6 protein-coding genes are annotated in these 12,207 nt (G+C 66.3%); 2 read left to right on the plus strand and 4 right to left on the minus strand.

The window, feature by feature from the left end; translation table 11 throughout:
- Window positions 1–225: 225 nt before the first annotated feature.
- The 4 genes from OXN85_13630 to OXN85_13645 all read right to left on the minus strand — a co-directional run bounded on the left by OXN85_13630 (window position 226) and on the right by OXN85_13645 (window position 10,779).
- Window positions 226–3,894, minus strand: coding sequence for a helicase-related protein (locus tag OXN85_13630; protein MCY3601001.1), 3,669 nt, complete (start codon window positions 3,892–3,894; stop codon window positions 226–228).
- 67 nt (window positions 3,895–3,961) lie between these two features.
- Window positions 3,962–6,466, minus strand: a complete 2,505-nt coding sequence (locus tag OXN85_13635) for a DUF1156 domain-containing protein (GenBank protein MCY3601002.1) — start codon at window positions 6,464–6,466, stop codon at window positions 3,962–3,964.
- 685 nt (window positions 6,467–7,151) lie between these two features.
- Window positions 7,152–7,475 carry a hypothetical protein gene (locus OXN85_13640; GenBank protein ID MCY3601003.1) on the minus strand — a complete coding sequence of 108 codons (324 nt, stop codon included), beginning with the start codon at window positions 7,473–7,475 and terminating at the stop codon, window positions 7,152–7,154.
- Window positions 7,476–7,647: 172 nt separating this feature from the next.
- Entirely contained in the window at window positions 7,648–10,779 is a 3,132-nt protein-coding gene (locus tag OXN85_13645) for a DUF499 domain-containing protein (protein MCY3601004.1), read from the minus strand.
- Between the two features lie 208 nt (window positions 10,780–10,987).
- Here OXN85_13645 and OXN85_13650 point away from each other — a divergent pair, with 208 nt between their 5' ends.
- Window positions 10,988–11,209 carry a type II toxin-antitoxin system HicB family antitoxin gene (locus tag OXN85_13650; GenBank protein MCY3601005.1) on the plus strand — a complete coding sequence of 74 codons (222 nt, stop codon included), beginning with the start codon at window positions 10,988–10,990 and terminating at the stop codon, window positions 11,207–11,209.
- Window positions 11,202–11,429: a type II toxin-antitoxin system HicA family toxin gene (locus OXN85_13655; protein MCY3601006.1), complete on the plus strand. Its 228-nt coding sequence runs from the start codon at window positions 11,202–11,204 to the stop codon at window positions 11,427–11,429. The genes OXN85_13650 and OXN85_13655 overlap by 8 nt, the downstream gene beginning before the upstream one ends.
- Window positions 11,430–12,207: the final 778 nt, after the last annotated feature.

Below are 12,207 nucleotides of genomic sequence, written 5' to 3' on the forward strand. Positions count from 1 at the left end.
TCTTGGCCGTCTTCCAGCCGCCCAGCTCACACAGCACCTTGAGCGGCTGGTCCAGCAGATTTCGGACGGCCCGAATCACGGTAGGAGATCATGTAAGTTCATACAGGACTGCACGATCCGCCACTCCTACAATTGGGCTGCGGCCTGTTTTCGCCGTGTGGGAATTGCGGGAGAATCGCCATCAAGTAGCGGGAATTTGCGGGCATCGAGACGGACATTGCACAGCTACCCTTCCGATGCCGCCGCATACCGCCGCAACACCTCCATGCCCTGTTCCTTCAGGCCGTTCAGGTTGCGGGTGAGGACGGCATCGGCCTTGCCCTCCAGCGACAGCCGGTAAGGATCCGAAGGCGTCATCGGGGGAATGCTCCCGCCAGCCAACTTGATGAGGGCGCGATAGGGGACGCCCTCCCTCCGGAGCCGTTCGAGTCCGCTGGCCGCGAACAGTCCCTCCCGGGCCTCGAAGATGTGCGCGCTATGAAGGAGAATCCGGCGAGCTTCCTCGCGGAGGCCACGAAGCTTGGCCCTCCGCATTCGATGCGAGACCGCGGTGGCCTCCTCTTCCACGCGGGCACGGGCTTGGCGGAGCACAGCAGAAGCGCGCTGTCCTTCGGAATCGGACCAATTGGCATCCTGCTTGCTGGCGGCCTGTTCGTACTCTTCAAACGTCGCGGCCCGGTAGACGCCACTCTTCTCCTTGACTACGCACACGGCGACCGGTGGCGAGCCGGAGTCGTGCAGCACGAGGGCCGCCCCGGCTTCGGCGGGCGAGGGATCGGCGGACTCGTCGCCGGACGGCTCGGCGACTTCGAGCAGCAGGTCATCGAAGGTGGGGTTCCCGTAGGTGAGCAGTTCCACCGAGGACGGGTGACGGTCGAAGACGGGCGGCCTGAAGGTGACCGCACGGTTGTTCGGGTCGGGGTGGAGCCAGTAGGCCCCATCAATCGTTTCGTGGGGCTGGAGCCGGTGTCTCGTCCACTCGGAGTTCAGGAAGAGGCGTTCGATGTCGGCGAGGGTCACGGGGCTCGCCGACTCGACGGATGCCGGGACGCTGTGGTCCACCAGTTCGTCCAGGTCGATGGCCGTCCGGTCCCGGGATCCAGCCTGCGATTCGAGTTCGGAAACGGTGTCTCCGAAGGCGGCATCCCGCTCGTCCCGCTCCATCATCGCCAGCTTCCCGATCGCCCGTCCCACGTTGTGCAGGATGGGCTGGAGCGTCCCGACCACGTCCTCGAACCAGTCGATCCGGGCGCTGAGCCGTTCGTAGACCTTCGCTTCGACGGTGTCCTTGAAGAAGTAGTTGTGGACATGAACCTCATCGTGGCGCTGGCCGATCCGGTCGATGCGACCGATTCTCTGCTCGACCCTCATGGGGTTCCACGGCATGTCGTAGTTGATGAGAACCCCGCAGGTCTGGAGGTTGAGGCCCTCGCTTGCCGACTCGGTGCATAGCAGCAGCCTGATGGTCTCTCCCTTGCGGAACTCCTCCTTGATCGCCTCCTTGCTCCGGAGAATCCAGCGCTCGCCGTCCCACGACTCGCCGCCCCGCCCCGAATAGCACGCGACGCCCGACCCGTAGACGGCGCGGAGGCTGTCGCGCAGGTAGTCCATGGTGTCGGTGTATTGGGTGAAGAGGATCGCGGAGTCGCGCGACAGGAAGATCCGCCCCAACTGTCCTTTGAGGAACTCCAGCTTCGAGTCGACGGTGAGGGCTTCGAGCTCGCCGATGAAGTCGTCCAGGTATTCGAGTTCGATCCGGCGGGCTTCGGCATCCGGTGCGGCCAAGTCCTCCGCCGCATCGAGCCCGAGGTCGTCCTGTTCGAGGTCCTCTTCGGAGAGCGCGCCGGAGACCTCGGCGTCCGGATCCATGAGGAATCCACGCCGCCGCCCCAGGCTCGCCCGCGCGGCATGGAACGAACTTGTAAGGCGGCGGCGGTACACCGTCATGACGAATCCGAGTCCCTTTCGCCGTTCCTCGTAGAGCCGGTAGAAGTGGGAGATGTACTCCTCGATGCGGTCGTAGAGGTCCTGCTCGACCGGCGTGAAGGCGATCCATTCGTTCGTCGGGTTTCGCTTGGGAACCCGTTCGGCCAGAATCCCGCGCTCCCTGTACCGGTGCAGGAGTCCGCGCCCGTTGCGCCAGACGAAGGTCCGGATCGGCGTATGGTGCCGGACCATCTGGCCCAGGATATGCCGGGCGGCCGGATCGAGAGCCTTGACCTTCGCGGGGGCCTTGATGGTCTTGGGAAGGTCCTTGACGGCGTTCCAAGACACCGGTCCCAGTCTGCGCGAAGCCATCTCCTCGAACGCGGGATCGAGCCGCCCCCCGGTGTCGAAATAGTCCCGCGTCATCTCCAGAAGAAACGGCCAATCCCTCTGGCCGGGAGGCGTTCGGAGTTGCTCGAAGAACCGGAGGAAGTAGTCCTCCCCCGCCCCCCAGCGGCCCTCCAGTCCGAGCAGCTTCAGAAGATCCCAGACCTCGACGGGATCCACCTGCATGGGCGTGGCGGTCAGGAGATAGAGGCAGCGGGTCCGGTCCTTGATGCCCGGTCCTTCCCGTGTTCCCGAGAGCAGTTGCAACAGGTGGTTGTGCCGCGGGGTACGGGTCCCGAACTCCCTGCGGCGGGCGTGATGCGCTTCGTCCACGAGCACGAGGTCCCATACCGGCTTCAGCACTTCTTCACGCCGGTCCCTGCGCTTGGCAAGCTGGCTGGACGCGATCAAATGGTCCGCCTGCTCCCAAGGGGAGCCGGTGAGGGGCGTTTCGCCGCCGTGAACGTCGATGAGCGTCCCCCGTTCGTAGCGGGGGAAGTTCAGCGCGCACTTCTCCCAGAGTTCCTCCTGCCACTGCCGCACGACGCTGGCGGGTGCGAGGATCAGCGAACGGCGGACCCGCCCAGTGATGATGAGTTGGCGCAACGCCAGCCCGGCCTCGATCGTCTTGCCCAGCCCGACCTCGTCGCAGAAGAGGAAGCTCTTCGGAAACTGCTCGACCACGGCATCGATAACGCGGTTCTGGTGCGGCCATGGGGTGACGGCTGCGGTTTCGATCCCGATGCGCGACGCACCGGGCATGAACGGCGCGTGGCGCACGAAGCGGAAAGCCGTCCGCTCCTCCGGCGACGGTCGCCGTTCGAGGGGATCGACTATCCGGCGCTTGGCCGGTGCGCGCTTGATAAGGTTCTGGTGGACGGCCTCTGGCAGCGGAAGCGCGATCCAACCGGCATCCTGGCCACGCCAAAGGGACTCGAACCGGCGCTCAATCGGCGTGATGTAGCCCTCCAAGGCCGGGATCCGATGCTGTCCTTCCCCATGCTCCCAAGAGGTGAAGACCTGAAATGTCTCGTAGTTCTGCCGCCAACCTCTGAGGGATTCGTTGCTGCTGCCGCTGAACGCCAGCTTGTTGCCGGCCGCGTCCTCGAAGATCCCCTCTTTGGGGTGGTAGTACTCTTGGGAGTCCGGTCGCGGGATCGGGAGGTCATTGGCGCCCACGGGCAGCACGACCCGGATTTCCAGTCTCCCGCGCGCTACGAGCCAAGCCATGATTTCGAGCCGCGCCTCAAGATCCGATTCAAGGTCGCCCTCGTCCCGTTCAAGAGCGCCGAGCATGGCCCGCTCCGCGGCGTTTTCGACCGTCCCGCGCCGCGACTCGCCCCACATGATGGCGTTCACGTCGTCCGGCGAAAGATCGGCTCCGCAGAGCAGACGCATGGATCCGCCGTTCTCGACCAGCCTCGCCACGCCGGCGGCGGCCACGGCGAGCGCGGAGCTTGAGAAGTAGCCCGCCGAGCGGCGGTAGCGCACGCTTCGTTCCAGTGCGGGGAGGTAGAAGTCGTGCAGCCGGTCGTCCGATGCGCCGTAGGTGAGGCGGAACCGATGGGACGGGAGACTCAATACAACCCCGGGCCGGATGGCCTGTTGGTGGAGGGACGGCCTTGCTGACTGGTCGGCGAGAGCATCGTCAGCCGTCCGCCAGCGGCAGCGCCCCTTGCGTCACCTTGGCCTCTGGGTCTGGTGGTGCGTCGACATCCGGGAAGAATGCGAGCCGCAGACCGTCGAGCGCCCGCGCCTCGGGGCGGACGAGCTTGCCGTTCTTCTTGACCCGGGGAACAGCCCGGACAAGCGCCCGAACGAGCGACTCGAAGGTGGCGTCGCGGCGAAAGCCCGCCCTGTTCAAGAAACTCTCGGCGGCGTTCGCGCCCTCGTCGGCGTAGAGCAGCATGGCCGTGTGCGCCGCGTCGATCCAGACGCTGAACATGTCCGAATCGGGGTCCACCCGGCCCCTGCCGCGACGCGCGGACGGGGCCAGAAGCACGACGCTCGCCCCCTTCTTTCGGAGAAGCCTGTTCCCGGCCACGAGGTCCGATTCCAGATCCAAACCCAGCGCGAGCGCCAGCTTTCGCGCCTCGTCGCCCGGAAACTCGACGGCCTTGAAGGCGTCCCACGCCATCAGATACCAGTCGGTGACGGAATCGAAACGCGTGTCGCGTCCGAGCAGGCCGCGCTTGCGCAACTCGACGACCTCGGCGCGTGCAAGGTCAAGCGCGACATCCGGGCGAAGACGATTCGGTTCGCCCGTCTTCTCATCGACTTCGGAGGTGAGGACCGGCCACGACTCTGACAGGATGGCCAGTGTGGGGCCGAACGTGGCGATGTAGAGATCCACGCCGGAGATTCCCCGGCCCTGAAGCTCCTCGGCCGTCTCGCGGGCCGTCCGGCGCACCCGGCCCCGGATGTCGTCCCACCATGCGGGCTCGGTGGCTTGGGGCCGCTTGCGGCACGTCAGAAGTATCGTGCTCAGCGCGGCGTTCTTCTTCGCCTGATGAAGTCCGTGTTCGCTCTCGGTATGAACCGGCCATGACGAATGGATCGCGAACCCCGCCTCAAGCAGCGACATGGCGAGCGTGTCCCACGCCTCGACCTTCTTGTGGGTGAACATCACCGTCAGCACTCCATCGTCGGTCAGCACCCGCCGCGCCTCCCGGAAGGAGGCGGCCATCTTGCGCTCGTAGTCGGCGGCGGCAAGCTGCTTCTTCTTGCGGCCCATGCTGGCGAACCGGGCCGGGTTGGCGACCGCCTCGTCGTCCTTGTTCGCCAGATCGTCGGCGAACAGATCGGGGTGGACCCTCCCCAGCGTGCGCTTGAGCCAGACGTAGAAGAAGTCCGACAACTCGCCGTACATCACGTTGTCGTAGTAGGGCGGATCGGTGAGCACCACGTCGATGCTGCCGTCCGGGACATGGGAGAGGTCGGAGGCGGATGCCCGCGTCACTTTCACCGGGACGGGCGCCTCGGTCTGCTTGAAGATCCGGTGCGCGGGTTCGGCCAACTTCGCGATGCCCTTGTAGGCATCGCAGACCTGATCGAGCCCCCAAGGAAAGAGATTGCGGGAGGCGTCAAACTCGCCGTAGGTCCACTTGAAGGAGAAGTCGTGGCGGTCGAAGACGCCTCGCATGACCGCACGTCCGGTGTGCCAACTCGCAAGGTAGGAGTTGTAGTTCACCGCCTTGCTGAGGACCATCCCGAGGTAGGTGACGACGGCCTTCGCCCGGTCCTTCGGTAGTTCGCTCTCGATTTCGGGGGTCAGTTCGTGAAGGGCCTCGACGTAGCTGCACAGCGCGAGCAACTGCCGGGGCGAGAACATGTCCGACCAGGCGTACATCCCGTACCGACGAGGCTCGTCGCTCTTGAGCCCTGACGGAATTGCCTCGCCGGGCACCCACCCACGGGCGTCCCAGAGCGGTCGCTTCCGGGCAAGCTCTGCTTCGGCCATCTCGACGGCCTCCATGTCCTCGTCGTTCGGCGGCCTGTAGTCGAATCCGCCGCGCGGCTTCTTGATGGCGACGCAGTATAGTTGGGAGCCCATCCGTCCCGCCTGGGCCTCCGCCTTGATGTAGTCCCCTTCGATGGCTTGATCGCTCGCCCACGGAGAGCGGCCCGTGCCGCGCCGGACGGTGCCGTGAGCGGGATCGAATCCGCGCGGGCCGGTCCCGTCCTCGACATCGACAACGCGGAACGTGGCGCGATCCGCGTTCTCCTCGAAGGAGGGCAGGATGGCCTTGCCGCTCGCAACCGAGCGGGCCAGCCACCAGTTCGGAGCGAGCGGGACGGGCTTGCCCGTGTAGGGACAGGCCACCGTGCGCGCCCAGATGTAGGCCACACCGACCACTCCGGTCCCGGCCTCGACGGCTGAGAACAGTGGGCGCAACTGCCTCTGAAGTCGCTTGACGAGGCGGTTGCCGTACTTCTGGACATCGTCCTTTAGAGATGGTCCGAAGGCGAAGGGGTAGTCGAGCGTTCCCCGGAGAATGGAGCATGCGACGGGATTCAGTTCGACGGCATGGGTATCGAAACCATAGCGGGTTCCCTCGAAGGGAATCGAGCCACCCCCGGCAAACGGATCGAGTACGGCGAGCCGGGACTTGCCCCAAGCGAACTTGAGGAGATGCTGGAGCGAGTCCAGCATCTCCGAAGAAGGACTTACTGTGAAAGCGCGATCATGCGTGTAAGGATTGCTGATCCACTGCCCCGATTCGCGCGCGCGGGCCAACTTCGCTCTGGCCGCGACCGGATCCCCGAAGATCCCGCAGAGCCGAACGAACCAATCTTCGTATTCCTTCGCTGATCGGAACGGTAACTCTCTCTCTCTCTCTCTCTCTCTCTCTCTCTCTCTCTCTCTCTCTCTCTCTCTCAAGAATCGTGCCAGACTCTCGCTCCACGTCGGCAGCACGCTGGCCAGAAGCGCCGCCCGGCTGGCCGTGAGCGGCCGTCTGGCCCACCAGACGTGGAGCCGGTTCAGCGGCGGTTTCCGGGCCGCGCTCGCGTCCCTCATGGATTCGCATCCGATCGTCTCGATCGGAAGCCAGTCCTCGATCAGCATTCGTGGTCGATTCGTCATCGGTACTCCGGTCTGTCGCGCCCGGCTGGTGCTCCGGCGCGAGGTGGTTCCAGGCAGGCAGGACGCTGGCGAGCAGCGCCGCCCGGCTCGCCAGCAGCGGCCGCCGCGCCCACCAGACGTGAAGGAAGTAGAGGGGCGGCAGCGCGCTCGACGCGCCCCGCTCGCGCATGGACTCGCACCCGACCGTCTCTATCGGGAGCCAGTCCTCGATCAGGGTTCTGGTTCGCATGCTCATCGAGCGGAGTTCTCCCGCTCACTCATCGGAGACCATGATGCGCAGCGCCCGGCGAACCCGGCCCTGTTCCGGCCCCGTCGTCACCTTGCTGAACCAGTAGTGCGCCTCTTCCGGCTCCATCGACGCGACGGCCCGCGCCACCTCTTCGATGCGGCGGTGCTTGCGGAGGGGCTTGAGCGCGGCGAAGAGCAGGCCCAGGCGCACCGCCTCCTCCTCGGCAATCCTGAACGGCGCGCGGCGCTTCGCGCCAAGATCGGTCGAGCGGTATCCCGCGCGGCGGATCGCGGCGAGCACCTGATCCAAGATACCCGCCAGCGGATCTCCCCAGACCCGGATCACCAACTCTCCGTCGGGACCCGAATCCCCGCGAGTGACGTCCAAGCGATAAAGCGCCACGCCGTATCCGAGTCCGTCGCGGGGAAGCACCCTTAGCTCGAAGGCCGAGGTAGCCGGTTTGCGGCGCGAGGAAGGGGGCGAAAGGCTAGCGGTGGCTGTCGAGGGCATTGGGCGTCACCTATCCGAGTGCCGGTTCCCGGTCCGGTGCCGACCGTTCCTCGGCCCGGATTTCGATGCGGCCCATGTCCAACTGCACCATGACGTCCCGGAGCGTCTGGAAGGCCCGGGATCCGGGCGCAAGCCCCTCGGGGTAGGAGGCGGTCAGCACGATCTTCACATCCGCCTTGGTCGCCTCTCCAGCCTGTGCCTCGAGGGTGGACCGAAGGCGCTTGTAGCGGTCCCAGAGTCCTCGATAGCGGACTTCCACCGAGCCGTCGGCACTCCGCTCGCCGAACTCGGCAACCAGTTGCAGATCCACCCGGTATTCTCCCTTGGGGAACTGGGGGACCGCCATGCCGAGAGCACGCATGTCGGACAGATCCTCGCAAGTGATCTTGAGGGTGTCGATGAACTCCCGCTTCGCGTCCTGGAATCCATCGGCAATGCGCTGAAACGCCCTTCCCGGCGCAGCGTCCGCAGTGACGACGAGACGTTCGGGAACACGGGCCTCGCATGCGCACTCCGCATGTCCGCACAGGGGGCACTCCTCGGCACATTCACACTCCGAGCGCCCGCACCGTTCGCATTTCGGCTCGGGCGGAAACGCCTTCTCGGCTTCCTCCGGCGTGTAGAGCATCGCGTCGGCGGAGATCTCGACGAACGGCGGCGGCGAATCCTTACCGTGGGGGCGGTCCCGCTTCGGGTCGTAGTAGACCCAGACCCCTTGGCTACAGCCGTTCCGGATCGTCTTCTTCAACTGGCCCGGGTCGAGGAGCATCTTGAGCCCGAGGCGCTTCGCGAACTCCCTTCTCAGGTCGTCCGTGGACATGACCCCCGCCCCGCTCGTCCAAGCCTTGGCCTTCACGAAGCGGGCGTTCATCGGGCTGTCGTCGCCAGTGAGGACCTTGTCCAGATCGCGCAGCACGCCCACCAAAATCCCGGTCTGGTCCCGGCTGACCTTGCCCTGCTCCTGAACCGGCATCCCATGGTACGCGAGGCCGTCGGACCGCTTCGGAGCATCGGCCGACGGATAGAAGAGGTGCCGGTAGGTCCGGGTGATCGCGACCCGGACATCCAACTCGGCGGCGGCACCCATCGCGCGCAGGTCCGTCCGCTGGTCCCGGCTGAACTGCGCCATGCGCCCCCGGTCCTTCACGATCCGCTCGATGGCGAGGTGCCGCTGGGCGAGCGCCACCATGCGCTCCGAAGCCGCCTTGTCGGCGACGAGGAACGCCACGTTGTTCTTGAAGGTGCGCGGCGTCTCCGTCGTCCCGGCGTGGGCGAAGAGCTTGCGGACGAGGTCGGGAGGCGGCGGCCTCGCACCGCCCGCCTCGACCGCGCACGCCTCGAAGTGAGGGAGGGCCAGCTTCGGTGCCCCGGAATCGTCGGGGAGTTCGGACGCCTCCGCCGGAAAGTAGACGGGTTTGAAGGTGCCGGGACGCCACACCCGCTGGATGCGCCGGTCCACCTCCTCCTTGGCGCGCACCAACCCCACGAGCGAGAGTTCGTCCTGAACGACCTTCTCAAGACTCGGTTCGGTCTTGAACAGGTACAGCCGCCCATCCCAGTGCAGGAACCAGAACGCCTCCCCCGGCGCTCCGCGCTCCTCGCCCCGCGCACGGGCGAGGGTCTGGCGCAGTAGTTCGGGATCGTCTCCGGGCTGAACGGTGGCGGCCAGCAGGTCCGGCCACTCGATCCCGGTGGCGATCCCTTGCGTGAGGCTGTGGACGAAGATCGACGTGGCCAGCCGACGGCCGTAGGGTGCCTTCCCCTCCGCCACCCAGCGCTCGTCCAGCTTCTCCGCGTGGGCGGGATTGCCCGAACGGCCGCTCGCGATGTCGGCTTGGACCACTGCTCGGAACTCCGGCCGTCCGAGCCGCGAAGTGAGATCGTTGAGAACCGCTTCGTCGCGCAGATCGACATGGAACGGCGCGATGGTCCACACGTCGGGACTCCGCGACTCCCACAGCCCCCGGATCATCCGGGCCAGCAGCCGAAGCGCGCCGCGGGTCTTCTGGAACTGCGGGATCGTCGCCGTCTTCAGGGTGAGAACGGTGAAGAGGTCTGGATGGAACGGGTAGTTCTTCAGCATCTCCTCATGGTGGTCCGCGCGGAGGAGACGTTCGGGGATGTCGACCCTGCGCTCGGCCAACTCGGTGTAACATGCCCGGTACGCATCGGCGGCCGCGGCGGCGGCCGAGTCGTCGAAGCGCTCGAAGAGACGATGGCGCACGATGGGCGCGATTTCCGATTCGGAAGCGGGCGTGATGACCCGCTCCTGCCGCGCCGATACGTTCTTCACCTCCTCCAGTTCCGCCTGCAAGCGCACAGTCTCGGATCGGAATGCGTCGGACGAATCGGCCAGTGTCAGGACGAACGCGATGTTCGGACGGCTGGCCGCCAACTCGATCAGCGTCATGAGGAACGCGACGGTCTGCTCGGCAAGGTCGGTCTTTCCGTTCTTCGCGCGCACGGCCTTGGCCGCCCGCAGGTAGCGCGCGATCTCGTCGAACATGATGAGCGTCGGCCGCTCGCCGACGGCGCGCTCCAGCGAGGCGGTGCCGGGCGCTACCCGTGCTTCGTCGGCCTTGCGGACATGCGCGTAGGCGCGCTTGCCGCCTTCGGGACCACCGGCGCTCGCACCCGCCTGCCAAGCCAACTCGCCCCAGAGCGTCCACGTGGTGACCCCGTCGTGTGCGATCCCCTCGGCGGGATCCAGATCCGACCCCACAACGCCGGCGACCGCCCATCGGTCGGCGGGCAGCCAGTCGGCATCGGGAACGATTCCTTCACTCCCGGTGCCCCGCGCCGCGTTCTCTTCGGCGGCGTCCAGCGCCGCCTGCCCGCCGCCCGTGGCAAGGTGGTACAATGCGATCAGGTTGTGGGTCTTGCCGCCCCCGAACGAAGTCTCCAAGCGGATGAACGGGCTGTTCCCCGGCTCCTTCCCGGAGAGGCGACCGAGAACCTCCCGCGCCAGCGTTCTCAGCCCATCGGTCGGAAAGGTATTGCGGAAGAAGTTGCCCGGATCCTGGTACGCAACATCCGCCGTTCCGTCGATCACGTCGCGGAGCCGGGCCGCGAATGTGTCCTCGGTCAGGTCGCCCGCCAGCACTTCGGGGCGGGGTTGGCAGGTCTCGAAGATGGGTTTCATGGGGCCTGCGCGGGGAGGCTGGGAGCAACAGTTGAAATCGGATCGGGTACGAACACTAGGAAGCCGGGGGCGCTACGGGCAACGGGCAACCGCTGCGAGAGGAGCCGCCACTCCCGATTTGGTCGTGTGCTTCGACCCTCTCGTCCCGAACGGGACGGATGGCGCTGGAGCCGGGTGCCTGCTAGCGTAAATGCATGGAGGAACTGCAATGACCCGACGCTTGACCGCGATCGTTGAGCGCGAGGGTGAGGGCTATGTAGCGCTCTGCCCCGAGCTGGACGTTGCGAGCCAAGGTGAGACCGTGGCAGAGGCTCGCGACAATCTCGCCGAAGCCCTTGCCCTGTTTTTCGAGACCGCGCCGCCCGGCGAGGTCGACCGGCGCCTGCGAGGCGAAGTCTATGTGACTCAGATCGAGGTTGCGGTTGGCTAGGCTTCGCGTCCTGTCCGGTCGCGAAGCTTGCCGCATCTTGGCGGCCAACGGCTTTATCGAGGTCCGACGACGGGGCAGCCACATCGCGATGCAGAAGACGGACGCCGGCGGAACGCTCACCGTCCCGGTTCCGGATCACCGAGAGCTGCGGACAGGCACGCTGATGTCGATCATCCGCCAGTCAGGTCTGCCCCGCTCGGAATTCGAGGTGGGTCGCTGACCACGGCCAGAGGGCGGTGGCCCGATTGGCAACCCGCACGGTTGTTGGATCTTGCCCAGCGCGGCGCAAGAGAATCGCGGCGGGGGCGTTTCGACCAGCCACTGGCGGCGGTGTCCGGCAGTCCCGATCCCTCCCTGGAGCGCCTTGGAACGCCTTGGACTGTAGGATCTCTCCGACCAGTTGACTGCCCCTCGAACGGTCCTCCACCGTTCGAGCATGAAGCTCGCGAAAGGACGCACCATGATCGCCCCCGTGCGGGGGAGCCGAGGGGGCGCTCCGGTCCTCCGACCTGACCGTGAACCCGTCTTCGGCGTACGTCCGACGTTGCGTTATCCGAACCGCTCGCCAACCGGAATGAAACCATTCGCCGATGGAATCCGTAATACGTTGCCCCTCGGGTTACCGAAGCGTGAAGGACGGCCCGAGCGAACGCGCCGAAACACCGGAGGAGTCGCAAGTAGTCAGGTCGATCTACCCCAAGACGGAACCGGTGCCCGTGTCCATCGGCCATGGCACTGGCGAGATCGTTCGCCGCTCCGGCTTCCGGAGTGCATGGACAGCCCGGCATTGCCGGTCTCCGTCCCACCCCCGGTCGCGCCTCGCGAGGTGCGTCTGAACGGGTTTCCCGGAGCGCTCGCGGAGGTGCCCCGGCACCGCTGCGACGGCGGCGGTCGCCGGGTCCCGGACGCCGCGCCCAAGGGCTTGTCGGACGGGGCTTATGTAGGTCAGCCAGCCTACCCTCCGTGGCCACACTCCGTGTGTCTCCCGGAGGGGCTGG

Source organism: Candidatus Palauibacter australiensis, from assembly GCA_026705295.1.
In the GTDB taxonomy this organism is placed as follows: Bacteria; Gemmatimonadota; Gemmatimonadetes; order Palauibacterales; family Palauibacteraceae; genus Palauibacter; species Palauibacter australiensis.

Coding starts and splice junctions, on each gene's coding strand:
- OXN85_13650 (MCY3601005.1), top strand. CDS start 10,988: ATGACCCGACGCTTGACCGCGATCGTTGAGCGCGAGGGTGAGGGCTAT.
- OXN85_13645 (MCY3601004.1), bottom strand. CDS start 10,779: ATGAAACCCATCTTCGAGACCTGCCAACCCCGCCCCGAAGTGCTGGCG.
- OXN85_13635 (MCY3601002.1), bottom strand. CDS start 6,466: ATGCTGGACTCGCTCCAGCATCTCCTCAAGTTCGCTTGGGGCAAGTCC.